The 14,669-nt window shown below is 60.6% G+C and carries 13 protein-coding genes and 2 pseudogenes; 8 read left to right on the top strand and 7 right to left on the bottom strand.

From position 1 onward, the window contains the following. From WLY71_RS06235 to WLY71_RS06225, 3 genes and pseudogenes are all read right to left on the bottom strand, one after another. Positions 1–1,318 (bottom strand): MFS transporter (locus WLY71_RS06235; protein WP_347802904.1); only part of this gene is annotated, 1,318 nt, incomplete at its 3' end. A gap of 127 nt (positions 1,319–1,445) precedes the next feature. Next, positions 1,446–2,036 (bottom strand): annotated as a pseudogene (locus WLY71_RS06230) (transcriptional regulator); the annotation flags it as partial. Positions 2,037–2,351: 315 nt separating this feature from the next. Beyond that, positions 2,352–3,281, bottom strand: coding sequence for a LysR family transcriptional regulator (locus WLY71_RS06225; RefSeq protein WP_347802903.1), 930 nt, complete (start codon positions 3,279–3,281; stop codon positions 2,352–2,354). A 119-nt stretch (positions 3,282–3,400) separates the two neighbouring features. Here WLY71_RS06225 and WLY71_RS06220 point away from each other — a divergent pair, with 119 nt between their 5' ends. The 3 genes from WLY71_RS06220 to WLY71_RS06210 all read left to right on the top strand — a co-directional run bounded on the left by WLY71_RS06220 (position 3,401) and on the right by WLY71_RS06210 (position 5,049). Further along, the gene (locus WLY71_RS06220) at positions 3,401–3,694 is read left to right on the top strand and encodes a putative quinol monooxygenase (RefSeq protein ID WP_095127279.1); all 294 of its coding nucleotides are present in this window, start codon (positions 3,401–3,403) and stop codon (positions 3,692–3,694) included. 34 nt (positions 3,695–3,728) lie between these two features. Beyond that, positions 3,729–4,742, top strand: coding sequence for a zinc-binding alcohol dehydrogenase family protein (locus tag WLY71_RS06215; protein ID WP_347802902.1), 1,014 nt, complete (start codon positions 3,729–3,731; stop codon positions 4,740–4,742). Positions 4,743–4,878: 136 nt separating this feature from the next. Next, positions 4,879–5,049, top strand: a complete 171-nt coding sequence (locus tag WLY71_RS06210) for a hypothetical protein (protein WP_347802901.1) — start codon at positions 4,879–4,881, stop codon at positions 5,047–5,049. Between the two features lie 8 nt (positions 5,050–5,057). Here WLY71_RS06210 and WLY71_RS06205 read toward each other — a convergent pair whose 3' ends face one another. Together WLY71_RS06205 and WLY71_RS06200 are read right to left on the bottom strand one after the other, a co-directional pair. Next, on the bottom strand, positions 5,058–6,254 hold the full coding sequence (locus WLY71_RS06205; RefSeq protein ID WP_347802900.1) for a multidrug effflux MFS transporter: 1,197 nt from the start codon (positions 6,252–6,254) through the stop codon (positions 5,058–5,060). Between the two features lie 94 nt (positions 6,255–6,348). Continuing rightward, positions 6,349–6,546 carry a heavy-metal-associated domain-containing protein gene (locus WLY71_RS06200; protein ID WP_046044719.1) on the bottom strand — a complete coding sequence of 66 codons (198 nt, stop codon included), beginning with the start codon at positions 6,544–6,546 and terminating at the stop codon, positions 6,349–6,351. A gap of 147 nt (positions 6,547–6,693) precedes the next feature. Between WLY71_RS06200 and WLY71_RS06195 the strand changes: the two genes are divergently transcribed. The 3 genes from WLY71_RS06195 to cueR all read left to right on the top strand — a co-directional run bounded on the left by WLY71_RS06195 (position 6,694) and on the right by cueR (position 10,051). Next, positions 6,694–7,077 carry a hypothetical protein gene (locus WLY71_RS06195; protein WP_347802899.1) on the top strand — a complete coding sequence of 128 codons (384 nt, stop codon included), beginning with the start codon at positions 6,694–6,696 and terminating at the stop codon, positions 7,075–7,077. A gap of 170 nt (positions 7,078–7,247) precedes the next feature. Next, positions 7,248–9,641: a heavy metal translocating P-type ATPase gene (locus WLY71_RS06190; RefSeq protein WP_347802898.1), complete on the top strand. Its 2,394-nt coding sequence runs from the start codon at positions 7,248–7,250 to the stop codon at positions 9,639–9,641. Next, the gene (cueR, locus tag WLY71_RS06185) at positions 9,638–10,051 is read left to right on the top strand and encodes a Cu(I)-responsive transcriptional regulator (protein ID WP_111449153.1); all 414 of its coding nucleotides are present in this window, start codon (positions 9,638–9,640) and stop codon (positions 10,049–10,051) included. The genes WLY71_RS06190 and cueR overlap by 4 nt, the downstream gene beginning before the upstream one ends. On the opposite strand, the gene WLY71_RS06180 is transcribed toward cueR, so the two are convergent. Both WLY71_RS06180 and WLY71_RS06175 read right to left on the bottom strand, forming a co-directional pair. Next, positions 10,005–11,222 carry an MFS transporter gene (locus WLY71_RS06180; RefSeq protein WP_347802897.1) on the bottom strand — a complete coding sequence of 406 codons (1,218 nt, stop codon included), beginning with the start codon at positions 11,220–11,222 and terminating at the stop codon, positions 10,005–10,007. The genes cueR and WLY71_RS06180 overlap by 47 nt on opposite strands. Positions 11,223–11,374: 152 nt before the next feature. Further along, on the bottom strand, positions 11,375–12,268 hold the full coding sequence (locus tag WLY71_RS06175; protein ID WP_129438758.1) for a PA4780 family RIO1-like protein kinase: 894 nt from the start codon (positions 12,266–12,268) through the stop codon (positions 11,375–11,377). 402 nt (positions 12,269–12,670) lie between these two features. On the opposite strand from WLY71_RS06175, the pseudogene WLY71_RS31290 reads away from it, so the two are divergent. Further along, positions 12,671–13,759: pseudogene (locus tag WLY71_RS31290) on the top strand (cache domain-containing protein); the annotation flags it as partial. 90 nt (positions 13,760–13,849) lie between these two features. Then, positions 13,850–14,617, top strand: a complete 768-nt coding sequence (locus tag WLY71_RS31285) for a methyl-accepting chemotaxis protein (RefSeq protein ID WP_403142472.1) — start codon at positions 13,850–13,852, stop codon at positions 14,615–14,617. The last annotated feature ends 52 nt before the right edge of the window (positions 14,618–14,669 follow it).

Raw genomic sequence — 14,669 nt, 5'->3', positions numbered from 1 at the left:
CCCACACCACCCCCGCCGCAATCGCAAAACACATCGCCCCCAGCGCAAACACCCCACCCTGCCCGGTCATCGGGAACACCAGCCCGGTCACCATTGGCCCGAGCAACGAACCCACGCGGCCAATCGCCGAAGCGAAACCCGAGCCAGTGGCCCGCGCCGATGTCGGGTACAACTCCGGCGTGTAGGTGTAAAGCACCGCCCACATGCCGAACAGGAAAAACTGCATCAGCAGCCCCGATGCAATCAACAGGCTGACGTTGCCGCCAAATACCGCGCTCTGACCATACAGAAACGCCATCACCCCGCCGCCGAGCAACGTCACCACGCACACCGGTTTACGTCCCCAACGCTCCACCAGCCAGGCGGCCATCAGGAAACCGGGAATCCCGCCGAGGGAAATCAGCACCGTGTAATACACCGACTGAGTCACGGCAAAACCCGACTGCTGCAGCAAGGCACTGAGCCAGGACGTCAGGCCATAGAACCCCAGCAAGGCAAAGAACCAGACGCTCCAGATCATCATCGTGCGCTGGCGGTACAGCGGCGACCAGATTTGCTGCAATGCGGAAAAGAAATGGCCCGGCGTACTCGCGACGCTTGGCAGGCGGATCGGCTCAGGCAGATCCGAACGTCCCAGAGATGTCCGGACCCGATCTTCGATGCACAGCAAGACCTTGTCCGCCATGTCATGATGCCCGGCCTGTTCCAGCCAGCGCGGTGATTCGGGAATGAAAAAGCGAATCGCCAGGACAAACACCGCCGGCACCGCCAACACCAGGAAGATGTCCCGCCAGCCAATCACCGGCAGCAGGAAGTACGACAGCACGCCAGCGGCGACGAACCCCAGCGGCCAGAAACCATCCATCAGCGCAATGTAACGCCCGCGCCGTTTGGCAGGAATCAGCTCCGAGAGCATCGATTGAGCGATGGGAAACTCCATGCCCATGCCGATCCCCAACAGGATTCGAAACAACGTCAGCGTTTCGATGTTCTGCGCCGTGGAGCACAGGTAGCTGGCGATCCCCCACAACACGATGCTCCACTGAAACACCGGTTTGCGCCCGAAGCGGTCGGCCAACATGCCGGACAGTGACGCCCCCACAACCATGCCGAAAAAGCTCGAACTGGCCAGCAACCCGGCCTGCGCCGTGCTCAGGCCAAACTCGGTTTTGATTGAGCCGAGCAGGAAGGTCATCATCGCCAGGTCCATGGAGTCGAAGAAAAACGCCAGGGCAATGATGATGAAAATGATCCGGTGATAACCGCTGATGGGCAGCCGTTCCAGTCGTTCTGCCGCGCTGAAGCCTCGTGTTTCCATGCCACATTCCCCCAATCCGAAAGTCCCCGGACGAGTGTGCGCGATAGCCGCTGGGGGTTACTGCTGGATGCGACCTGTTCGCAGCTCTGAACGACGCCCGAAGCTTCGGACGTCGATCTCGATGCGTCTAGAACGCCATTTCCAGCTCAGTTTCCTTGGCGAACCGATGGATTTCACGTTGCCCCGCGGCGGTGATCTGCAAGGCTCGCGAATCGTTGGGCAGGCTCAGCCAACCTGACTGCATGAACAATTGCAGCAACGCCGCCCCCAGTGATCCGCCCATGTGTGGGCGTCTTTCGCTCCAGTCCGGACAAGCGCAGGCGACTCGGCTGTTGCGATGAGCCAGCGCCTGGATGAACACACCCCGTGTCGCCAATTGCGTGGCGCCCTTGTGAGTGATCATTACCCGCTGATCGAACTGTTCGATCCAGCCTGCATCCAGCAGACGCTGGTAAAGATCGGCGGCAAGGGTGCCGCCCAAATGGTCGTCGCAAAGCCTGGCGCGCAAGAGTGACGAAGGTGCCGCCTGAGGTTTGGCGATGGGTGTCGTGCGCTTGAAAACGTCCGGAATTTCCCGAGGCGTGCTGGCCAGGGTGGCGCTGGCCAGTGCCTCAATCGCGGCCCCCACTTCGGGTGCGGCAAGACGAAAGAACCGCTTGCGGCCGCGGATTTCGACTTTCAACAGACCTCCGGCGGACAAACGCCCCAGATGTGATGTATTCACTCCCTGTTGAATCGTTTCGTCTACTGCTCAGAGACATCTTGACCAGTAATGTGTCGTCGGCCAAGGCGTGGAAACCGCCATAAACCGGGCAAAGCCAGCCAATCGCACAGGCCATTGCTTCGCAGGTTTCGCAAAGCCGCGGCGATTGACCATGGGGCCTGGCTGACTCGGACGTGGACTCGCCATTGCGAGATCGACGGTGCGTACATGAGGCGAGCGCTAGTATATGCGGGTTAACCGCCGGTTCCTGCCCTTGGGAAACCATTGGTGGTGATAGTTCCTGAGTGAAATTTCGCTATTTGCCTGCGACTAATGATCGGGGCCCGATAACGTCGGATATTGGCTACTCAACCGGGCGCATCGGCTGGCGAGCATTTCCCGCAAAAGGTTCACCGGCTTACTCAATTGTGCGCGATGGGCGCACAGAAAATTCAGCGGTGCGCGCTCACAGAGCAGTTCCGGCATGAGCACTTTCAATCGACCGGCCAGCACATCGGCCGCGACATCGAGCCAGGATTTGTAGGCGATCCCGGCACCTGCCACAGCCCACAGACGCACGACATCGGCATCATCGCTGAAACGATCGCCGCTGACGGTCAGGCTGACCTCGCGTTTGCCGTCGTGGAAACTCCAATGGTCGTGGACCCGGCTGCCGAGCATGAACAGCAGGCAGTTGTGCTGAGCCAGTTGCTCCAGTTGCCGAGGCTCGCCATGCCGGGCCAGGTAACTCGGGGCGGCACAGAGCACGCGGCGGTTCTGCGGAGCAATGGGCAGCGCCACCAGGCTTGAGTCTTCCGGCTCGCCGTAACGCAGAGCGATGTCCACCGGTTGGCGGAACAGGTCGGCGATACGGTCGCCCAGCAGCAAACGCACCCTGAGTTTCGGATGCTCACGCTGAAACTCGTCCAGCCAGGGCAGCAGCAGATTGCGGCCAAAGTCCGAAGGCGCCGAGAGCTGCAAAATCCCGCTGACCTGGTCCTGACCGCTGGCCAATAAACGCCGTCCCTCATCGAGATTGCTCAAGGCAGCCCGAGCGTATTCGAGAAACCCCTCGCCTTCAGCGGTCAACCGCAGGCTGCGGGTAGAGCGGGCGAGCAACCGGGCGGCGAGCTGCTGTTCGATGCGTTTCAACGCCGCACTGGCCACCGCGGCCGACATGTCCATCCCCCGCGCCGCCGCTGACAAACTGCCCAGGTCCGCGGCCCGGACAAACAACTGCAAGTCATCGAAACGCAGCATTTTCCAGCCTCGATTATCAAAAAAATATTGAAAGAGACTGCTCTTTAAGCGGGTTTTATCTTGCAGAGAAATAGCCAATCATCCGTCCCATCGAATTCATCCCGTTCCCGGAGCCGAACATGTCCCAGCCTTTTACCGCCATCGCCACCCTCATCGCCAAAGCCGGCCAGCAGGACGCCCTCGAACAGCACCTGCGTGCGCTGCTGGAACCGACCCGCGCCGAGGCCGGTTGCGGTCAATACGACTTGCACCAGGACCTCGCCAATCCTCACGCTTTCTACATGATCGAAAAATGGAGCAGTGACGAAGCCCTGCAAGCCCATGACGCCAGCGCGCATGTCCAGAACTTCCGCGCCAAGGCTGGCGACTTTCTCGAACACTTCGACCTCAAGCGCCTGCGCTCCATCGTCTGATGACCCCCTTCCTTATTACTTTTCAGGAGCTCCAATGAAAGCCATTGCCTACTACGCCTCCTTGCCAATCAGCGACTCAAACGCTCTGCAAGACATCGAACTGCCAGACCCGGTTGCCGGCCCGCGTGACCTGTTGGTGGAAGTCAAAGCCATCTCGGTCAATCCGGTGGACACCAAAGTCCGCCAGAACGTCCAGCCTGAAGCGGGCACGCCGAAAGTGCTGGGCTGGGACGTGGCCGGCGTGGTCAAGGCCGTCGGCAGTGAAGTCACGCTGTTCAAGGCCGGCGACAACGTGTTCTACGCCGGCTCCATCGCCCGCGCGGGCGGCAACAGCGAACTGCACGTGGTAGACGAGCGGATCGTCGGCCATATGCCGAAGACCCTCGGTTTCGCCGACGCCGCCGCGCTGCCGCTGACCGCTATCACCGCATGGGAATTACTCTTCGAGCGCCTGCAAGTGCGTGAAGGCAAAACCGATGAAGGCCAGAGCCTGTTGATCGTCGGTGCTGCTGGCGGTGTGGGGTCGATTCTTACGCAACTGGCCAGCCAACTCACCGGGCTGAAAGTGATCGGCACGGCTTCCCGCCCGCAAACCCAGAGCTGGGTTCGTGAGCTGGGTGCCGACCTGGTGATCGATCACAGCCAGCCGTTGAGCGAAGAACTCAAACGCGCGGGTGTCGATCAGGTGACCCACGTCGCCAGCCTGACCCAGACCGATCACCACCTGGATCAGTTAGTCGAGGCTTTGGCGCCGCAAGGCAAACTGGCCCTGATCGATGATCCAAAGGCGCTGGACGTGACCAAGCTCAAGCGCAAGAGCCTGTCGCTGCACTGGGAGTTCATGTACACCCGCTCGCTGTTCGAAACCGCAGACATGATCGAGCAGCACAAATTGCTTAACCGCGTGGCTGAACTGATCGACGCCGGGACGCTGAAAACTACGGTGGGTGAACACTTCGGCACCATCAACGCGGCCAACCTGCGTCGCGCCCACGAACTTCTGGAGAGCGGCAAATCCAGGGGCAAGATTGTGCTTGAAGGATTCTGAAACACATTGACAGACGTGTCGTCCGGTAAAGGACGACACCGTCAGTCAGAGAGTTGACCGTTGTCATAATTGCGATCGTATTCGGGTCTACAATCGAAACCTCTGCGATGCAATCTTTTACATATGGAGGTCAGCAATGAAGATCCTGATAAAAGAAGTGGCTAAATCCCAGTGGCAGGTCCGCCTGGACCAACATTCTGTGACGTTCCGTAGCGAAGCCGAAGCCCGCGCCTTCACCCGAACCCTTGAAGCGCGCCTGCACGCCCCTCATCAATTTCCCGACCAGCAGCAACGCGCGGCTGGCTGAGTCAATCCTCAGACCTGGGCTTGCGCCAGCGCCCGGGCATTTTGCAAGCGCCGGGTGAGCATCGCCACGCTCACCACCAGTATTCCGCACAGGCTGATGACCATGGCCATCGGCATGGCGCTGCCATCGTGTAAAACACCCACCAATGCTGCTGCCCCGGCGGCGACGCTGAATTGCAGGCAACCGAGCATCGCCGACGCACTACCCGCCCGCGCGCCCTGCCCGTTCATCGCGCAGGCCGAGGCGTTGGGAAGGATGCAACCGAGGCTGGCGATGCAGACAAACAGCGGAATCAGCAACGGCCATAGCTGCGCAGTGTGCAGCGAACTGACGGCCAGCAGCGCCAGGCCCGCGCCGACGTAGATCCACACGGTGCGCGCCAGCAGAAACGCCGGGCCGCGCTTGGCCAGCAATCGTGCATTGAGCTGCGCCACCAGGATGAAACCCGCCGCGTTGGTGCCGAACAGCCAGCCGAAATGCTCGGGCGGCACGCCATAAAGTTTGATGAAGACGAACGGTGAACCGGCGATGTAGGCAAACATCCCGGCGATGGCGATGCCACCGGTCAAGGCGTGGCCGAGGAACACCGGATCCGACAACAGTCGACCGTACTGATTCAACGCACCGGACAACGGTTGACGCGGCACATGGGCCGGCAGACTTTCCGGCAGCCCGAGCGCCACGGCAAACCCTGCCAGCGCACTGAAACCGGTCAACACGAGAAAGATCGACTGCCAGCCCGTGGTGTTGACCAACAGCCCACCCAGCATCGGCGCAAGAATCGGCGCCAGGCCCATCACCAGCATCAGCTGCGAAAAGACCTTCGCCGAACCCACTGCATCGCATTTATCGCTGACAATCGCCCGCGCGATCACCATCCCCGCGCACCCGCCCAACGCCTGAACGAAACGTGCGCCGATCAGCCATTCGAGGTTCGGCGCATAGGCACAGGCCAGAGAGGCCGCGGTGAATAAGCCGACACCGGTCAGCAAGGGAATGCGTCGACCAAAACGATCCGCCACCGGGCCATAAGCCAGTTGACCGATGGACAAGCCAAGGAAATACGCCGCCAGGGTCAGCTGAACGTGTTTTTCATCGGTGCCGAAGGCGAGCGCCATCGCCGGGAAAGCCGGCAGATAGAAATCGATCGCCAGCGGACCGAAGGCGCTCAAGGCGCCAAGAATCAAAATGCTACGGAAATTCATCAGGCATCCAGTTGGACAGGGGTCGGCAGCCCCACAGTCTAGCCGCGCATGGACGCCTTGAACATTCCGTTAGGTCGCTAACTATCAAAAAGCTTCAGGCGACTTTCGCCTCGTAACCTTCTTCGGTGATCACCGCGATCACCTGATCCGCCGACAAAGCGCTCTCGACGCCGACTTCTTTCGCAGCCAGATCGATACGCACGCTGGCCGCAGGATCCTTGGCTTGCAGCGCCTGGGTGATGGCTTTGACGCAGTGACCACAGGACATGCCTTGAACGTTGAACACTTGCATGGGATGACTCCTTGAGTGAGGTTGCGTGCAGTCTCGAGCTTGCCATCATGGCAAGGTCAAGTTCTGAAGTGAGCTGCCGGGCTGGCAATCAGCGCCGCGCTCGGCCAAGCTGCGTCCATCAATGACTCGACATCAGGAGATTCAGCCATGCGCTGGTCAGCTCTCAGCCTGTTTGGCTTTCTCAGCCTATTTGCCGCGACACCTTCAGTTCAAGCCGCCGGGTTGGACTACGGCGTGCTGATCATTTCCCGCGAGCGCCTGGAAGTTGCGAGCTCCTGCGAGATCGGCGTGTACATTCACGATCAGCTGTCGGCGCGGTTGTTCCAGGAACAAAGCACCTCGTTCAATCTGCCGCCGGGCAATGTGTCCCTGCGCCTGAAGCTGCTGCCGGGCCAGGCGCCGGGTTGCAACCCGGGCATGCTCGCACCGGGTTCGCAGAACATCACGCTCAAGGCCGGTGACGTGTTGAAGTTCCGGATTGCGATGACGCAGGAAGGGATGTACCTGAAACCTGCCGCTCTCGAATATTGAGTTTCCTGTAAAAAGATCGCAGCCTGCGGCAGCTCCTACGGGATCGGGTTAACACGCGGTCAATGTAGGAGCTGCCGCAGGCTGCGATCTTTTGATCTGAGACATGGCACTTGACCTTACCCGCATGGCAAGGTTGATCCTGTAGGCATCTTCTACAGGGAGCGTGACCGATGTCCGAATCCACCACTTTCGATCTGCCGATTGCCGGCATGACCTGCGCCAGTTGCGCCGGACGTGTCGAGCGTGCCTTGAGCAAAGTCATCGGCGCCTCTGCCGTCAGCGTCAACCTGGCCACCGAACAGGCCCGGGTTCAAGCGCCCAGCGACAGCCTGCCGGCCTTGATGGACGCGGTGCAGCAGGCTGGTTACAGCGTGCCGCAGCAGAGTCTGGAATTGAGCATCGACGGCATGACCTGCGCCTCTTGCGTCGGCCGGGTCGAACGAGCGCTGGCCAAGGTGCCGGGAGTCAAAAGTGTCAGCGTCAACCTGGCCAATGAACGCGCCCACCTTGAACTGCTCGGCCAGATCGATGCGCAAACCTTGATCGCGGCCGTGACCAAGGCTGGCTACAGCGCCAGCGTCTGGGAAGCCGAACACCCGCAAACCGATAATCAACAACAACGCCTGCACCGCGAGCGTTGGGCCTTGACCATGGCGATCGTCCTCGCTTCGCCGCTGGTCCTGCCAATGCTGCTGCAACCGTTCGGTGTGCACTGGATGCTCCCGGCCTGGGTGCAATTCGCGTTGGCCACGCCGGTGCAATTCATCTTCGGTGCGCGCTTTTACGTCGCTGCCTGGAAAGCCGTGCGCGCCGGTGCGGGCAACATGGATTTGCTGGTGGCGTTAGGCACCAGCGCCGGTTATGGCTTGAGTCTCTATGAATGGGCCACCGCCTCCGGGCGCATGCCGCACCTGTATTTCGAAGCCTCGGCGGTGGTGATTGCCTTGGTGTTGTTGGGCAAATACCTGGAAAGCCGCGCCAAACGCCAGACCGCCAGTGCCATTCGCGCCCTCGAAGCCTTGCGCCCGGAGCGGGCGATTCAGGTGATCGACGGCCGCGAGCAAGATGTCGCCATCAGCGCATTGCGTCTGAATGATCTCGTCATGGTCAAACCCGGCGAACGCTTCCCGGTGGACGGTGAAGTGGTCGAAGGCCAGAGCCACGCCGACGAAGCGCTGATCAGCGGCGAAAGCCTGCCGGTGCCCAAACAACCCGGCGACAAGGTCACCGGCGGCGCGATCAATGGCGAAGGCCGGTTGCTCGTTCGCACCCTGGCCTTGGGCGCGGAAACCGTGCTCGCCCGCATCATCCGCCTCGTCGAAGATGCTCAAGCCGCGAAGGCACCGATCCAGAAACTGGTGGATAAAGTCAGTCAGGTGTTTGTCCCTACGGTTCTGCTGATTGCGCTGGCAACCTTGATCGGTTGGTGGTTGTACGGCGCGCCGATGGAAACGGCGCTGATCAATGCCGTGGCGGTATTGGTGATCGCTTGCCCGTGCGCCCTGGGGTTGGCCACGCCGACAGCGATCATGGCCGGCACCGGCGTGGCGGCGCGCCACGGGATTCTGATCAAGGACGCCGAAGCGTTGGAGCGTGCCCATGAAGTCAGTGCGGTGGTCTTCGACAAGACTGGCACGCTGACTTCGGGTACTCCGCGCATCGCTCATCTGAGCGCAATCAACAATGACGAAGCGGCGTTGCTGCAAATGGCCGGCGCCCTACAACGCGGCAGCGAGCATCCACTGGCCAAGGCGGTTCTGGACGCTTGCGCCGAACGCGGTTTGACGGTGGCCGATGTCACCGACAGCCAGTCCCTGAGCGGCCGTGGCATCGCGGGCAATCTGGACGGTCGTCGATTGGCGTTGGGCAATCGTCGCCTCCTGGAAGAGAGCGGCTTGAGCGCCGGTGAATGGGCTGAGTCCGCCACCGCGTGGGAAACCGAAGGCCGGACCCTGTCCTGGCTGATCGAGCAAAGCTCCGAGCCACGAGTATTGGGCCTCTTCGCTTTCGGCGACACCCTCAAATCCGGCGCGCTGCAAGCTGTGCAACAACTCAGTGCACGTAACATCAGCAGCCATCTGCTGACTGGCGATAATCGCGGAAGTGCCAAAGTGGTTGCCGAGGCGCTGGGCATCAGGGATGTCCACGCCGAAGTATTACCGGCGGACAAAGCCGCCACCGTCGCCGAACTGAAAAAAACCGGCGTCGTGGCGATGGTCGGCGACGGCATCAACGACGCACCCGCCTTGGCCGCCGCAGACATCGGCATCGCCATGGGCGGTGGCACCGACGTTGCGATGCACGCGGCCGGGATCACCCTGATGCGCGGCGACCCGCGGCTGGTACCGGCGGCGCTGGAGATCAGCCGCAAGACTTATGCGAAGATTCGTCAGAACCTGTTCTGGGCCTTCGTCTACAACCTGATCGGTATTCCGCTGGCAGCGTTCGGTTTCCTCAACCCGGTGCTGGCCGGTGCGGCCATGGCGTTGTCGAGCGTCAGCGTGGTAAGCAATGCGCTACTGTTGAAAACCTGGAAACCCAAGGATCTGGAGGACAACCGATGAACATCGGCCAAGCGGCCCGCCAAAGCGGCCTGAGCGCAAAGATGATTCGTTATTACGAATCCATCGGCTTGCTCAAGGCCGCCCATCGTACCGACAGCGGCTATCGGGTTTACGGCGACGACGACCTGCATACCCTGGCGTTCATCAAGCGTTCCCGGGACCTGGGGTTCTCACTGGAAGAGGTCGGCAAACTGCTGACCCTTTGGCAGGACCGCCAAAGAGCCAGCGCCGACGTGAAGGCCCTGGCCCGTCAGCACATCGACGAGCTGAACCAGAAAATCCGCGAACTCGGCCAACTGCGCGACACCCTGCAGGACCTGGTCGAACACTGCCACGGTGATCACCGTCCCGACTGCCCGATCCTCAAGAATCTGGAGTCGGGCTGCTGCGCCCCACCCGCTCGCCCCTGATTGCTAGCCCCTTCACCACCAACAAGGTGGTGAGGGGAATCCCGTGAAACAACAGCACCACGGCACCCGGCGTCCACCACGAATAGAACGGCGCGGCGATCAGCATGCCAACGCCGAACCCGGTCATTTGCAATAGCGTCAGGAAGCTGAAAATCGGCAGGCGCAGGCTGTCCGGTTCGCGCTGCAGACGTGACATCAGGCCGACTTCCGAGAACCCGTCGCCCAATCCCGCCGGCAACGAAAACAACAGCAAACCGTAGAGCGTTTGTTGCTGAAACATCAGGATGAAGCCGCAGGACATCAGCAACACACCAAAGAAAAATCGCCGCTCCAGGTTCACGTTGTCCGATCCTTTCAGCCGGCTGGCGATGCGCGCGCCGATGAGTTTTCCGCTGGCCCAGACCGCCAGCATCAGACCCAGCGTGGTGCTGGCCGACTCGGGCGTCAGCAGTTTTGAAATGATCGGAAACCCCACGTTGTGCGCGGCACTGCCAAGGGTGTCAGCCATCGCCACGGCGAGCATCGCCGCCACCACCGGTGTACTGCGCAGCCCCTGGAGCAGGGCCGCCCATTCACCACGTTCGTGGATGGGTTCGGCACTGGGCGCAGGTTGTGAAAAACGCAGCGGCAAGATGAACAGTGCGGCCAACAAATAAGTGACCACGTTCAATGCAAACACCGTTTCAAAGCCGAATGCCGCCACTAACAGCCCCGACACCAGACTTCCGCCGACCATGGCTGCCGACGACGCCGAGGTGATCCAGGCGTTGGTCTTGAGCAAATGCTCAGCCTCGATCAAGTGCGGCAACTGACTGTTGAGGCCAATGGCGAACATTGAGTTGCCGAATCCCAGACCGAAAGCGATCACCGGTAACAGCAGCATCTGCTGGGCGACAGGTAGCACAAGCAGCAGGCCCAGCAGCCCGGCGCGCAACAGGTCGAAGGCAATCAGCGGCATGCGCCCAGCCCAGCGGCGATAAAACGTCGTACCGATGAGGCTGGCGAAGATCCCACCCGCCACGCGGCTGGCGAGAAAGACCCCAACGCTCATGGCGCTGTTGCTGAGCAGGTAGACGTAGGTGGCCAGGGCGACCATGTTGAGGAAGGCGCCAAAGTCCGAGACCAGACGGGCGGTGATGATCAGTTGGGCGTTGCGGGTGGAGGTGTTCACATTCAGTCCTTGAGTGTGGGTGTCGCGATTTATCGAACTACGGATATCTATGTGGGAGCGAGCTCGCTCCCACATTTGATCTCCAGTGTTTGGAGATGCGGTGACAAGCATCTACAAAAAACCCGGCCGAAGCCGGGTTTTTCGTTAACCGATCACTGCATCCAGGGCGGAGGCGGCTCTTCGGTTTTGCCCGGTGGCGCATCATCTGCCGCGCGCACCGCTTGCTTGCGCTCTTCATCAAGGCGTGCGGCCTCGATCTCGCGCATGATCCCGCCAACGTCAGCCAACTCTTCCGGCTCGTCGAACTCGCCGGTCAAGATGCTGGCCGGGTGCAAGGTGCCGGCTTCGAACAGGGCCCACATTTCCTTGGCGTACTTGGTCTTTTTCAACTCCGGCGCAAACCGCCCGAAGTAGGACGCCATGTTGCCAACATCCCGCTCCAGCATGCTGAACGCGTGGTTGTTGCCCGCCGCGTCGACCGCTTGTGGCAGGTCGATGATCACCGGGCCGGTCGGGGTCAGCAGTACGTTGAACTCCGACAGGTCACCATGCACCAGACCGGTACACAACATCAGCACGATCTGCGAAATCAGGAACGCGTGATACTCGCGCGCCTGATCCGGTTCCAGCACCACGTCGTTCAGACGCGGCGCGGCATCACCGTACTCGTCAGCCACCAGTTCCATCAGCAGCACGCCTTCAAGGAAGTCGTAAGGCTGAGGAACCCGCACGCCAGCACCGGCCAGACGGAACAACGCCGCCACTTCGGCATTCTGCCAGGCGTCTTCGGTTTCTTTCTTGCCGAACTTGGAGCCCTTGGCCATCGCTCGAGCCTGACGGCTGTTGCGCACCTTGCGGCCTTCCTGATACTCGGCCGCCTGACGGAAACTGCGTTTATTCGCCTCCTTGTAGACCTTCGCGCAACGTAACTCGTTGCCGCAGCGCACCACATAAACAGCTGCTTCTTTACCACTCATGAGTGGGCGCAGCACCTCGTCGACCAGACCGTCCTCGATCAGGGGTTCAATGCGTTTTGGAGTCTTCATCAGCTTTTATTGGGGGTCCTTTATTACCAAACACGCGAAAGTCATTCGTTATACGGCAATCCACTCATTCGGGGGAGGGGTTGCCGACCTATGAACGTTCCTGTGACCGTCAACAAGCACACAATGTGCCGGATTAATCGGTCAACAACCGCCGGTCGTGATCGGCCGCAACAGATCATAGCTGACCCTGCGTCACTTGTTGCTGAAGGGCTAAGCGGGTATTTGCGACAGAAGCTGACATCTCGATTCATACCCTTCGTAGGATTTTTCTCAACAGGCCTCAATTTCCGCCTCGGCCAGCCGAAGTCATCAGAGACAAATTGACTTGTCCGACAATCGTTCTGCCAATAATCCGCGAGTCATCTGCACTGCGTGGGCCTACAAGAAAAATCTGGAGCGCGGATGAACATCAAACAGAAGTTGACCTGGGCGTTTGCAATCATCGCCTGCTTGCCGGTGGTGCTGGTCGCTACCCTGGTTGTGCTGAACTTGCGCAGTGATGCCAAGGACAGTTTCGTCGACGGCAGTGGCCGCGAAATTCGTCAGGTCAGCAACGCCATGCAACTGTTCTTTGACGGCATCAGCCAGAACGTGGATTACCTGGCGACCCAACCGTTGATCAAGAATTCCGACGACAGCCTCAAGACTTATATGAGCGCCAACGCCGAGAGCATTCCTCAAGGCGAGATGGACAAGAAGGTCTTCGGCCTCCTTCAGGACCTGGGTAACAGTCACCCGTCCTACGCCTATGCCATCCTCGGCACCGCGGCGGGCGGTTATGTATCCTGGCCGGACGATGCGAAGCTGAGCAATTACGACCCGCGCCAACGCCCCTGGTACAAGGCTGCCCAGGCCAAACCGGGCAAACCGTTCCGCACTGAGGCCTATTACTGGGCCCAGGACGACGCGACGTACGTCAGTACCGTGCGCACCATCGACAACAAACTGGGCACCCATGGCGGCGTGGTCAGCATCGACGTGACGCTCAAGCAGCTCACTGAAATCGTCAAACAGATCAAGCTCGGTGAAACCGGCTACCTGATGCTGCTGGAAAACACCGGCACCGTGCTGGTCGATCCGAAGCAACCGGAACACAACTTTAAAGCGCTGAGCAGCCTCGGCGACGGCTACGCGCAACTGGCCAAGGCCGGCAAAGGTCTGGTGGAAGTCGAGCTGAACGGCGAGCGCTACATGGCCAACGTCTGGCCGTCGGAGCAACTGGGCTGGACGTTCATCGGCCTGATCAAGCAAACCGACGTGATGAGCTCGGCCACCCAACTGACCTGGCTGATCGCGATCATCGCGGCTGTGCTGGCGGTGTTCTTCGCCATCCTCGGCGCCAGTTTCGCCAGCGTCATCGTGCGGCCGATCCGCAGCGTGGCCAGCGGTCTGGAAGGCATCGCCCAAGGTGAAGGCGACCTGACCAAGAACCTGGAAATCCGTGGCAGCGACGAAACCGCGCAACTGGCCAACTGGTTCAACCAGTTTTTGACGGCGATTCGCAACCTGATCCAGAGCATCGGTGGCGCCGCGACCAAGATCCTCGCGACCTCCAAGAGCTCGACCCAAGTCTCCAGCGACATGGCCGAAGCCGCCGGGCGCCAGCGTGAAGCGGTGGACATGGTGTCCACGGCGTTCCACGAAATGGTCGCCACCGCCAACGAAGTCGCGCGCTCTTGCAGCCAGGCGGCGGAATCGGCCGACAGCGGCCAGCGCCAGGCGCGTGAAGGTCAGCAGCAGATTGATGCGGCCGTGACCAGCGTTGATCGCTTGAGCCAGGAAATCGAACAGTCGGCCCAGTCGATGCAACAGCTTGAGCGCGATAGCAACGACATTCAGTCAATCCTCGGGACCATTCGCTCGATTGCCGAACAGACCAACCTGCTGGCGCTGAACGCGGCCATTGAAGCGGCGCGGGCCGGTGAACAGGGTCGAGGGTTTGCGGTGGTGGCCGATGAAGTTCGGGCGCTGGCCAAACGCACGGCGGATTCCACGGCGGAAATCGACGGTTTGCTGGGCAACCTCGCCAAACGTACCAGTCAGGTGACACAGCAAATGCATGCGAGCCTGGAAGTGTCCCAGCAATCGGTGACGCGGATCGGTGAAGCACGCAGCAGCTTCGGGCTGATTCGGGAATCGGTGGACGTGATTCGCGACATGAACACCCAGATCGCTACCGCGGCGGAAGAACAGCATCAGGTGGCTGAAGACATCAATCGGCACATCAACCAGATTCATGGTGATGCGCAGTTGGTGGCGGAACTGGCGAACTCGGCGCGGCTGGATTCGCAGAGTCTGGCGGGGTTGTCGAATGAGCTGGATGGGTTGGTTCGGCGCTTTAGAACCTAAAGATCAAAAGATCGCAGCCTTCGGCAGCTCCTACAGGGGATCGGCGTACATC

This window comes from Pseudomonas rossensis (assembly GCF_039888995.1).
In the GTDB taxonomy this organism is placed as follows: domain Bacteria; phylum Pseudomonadota; class Gammaproteobacteria; order Pseudomonadales; family Pseudomonadaceae; genus Aquipseudomonas; species Aquipseudomonas rossensis.
The sequence above is the reverse complement of the archived record's forward strand: the minus strand, read 5'-3'. Positions and strand labels throughout refer to the sequence as shown.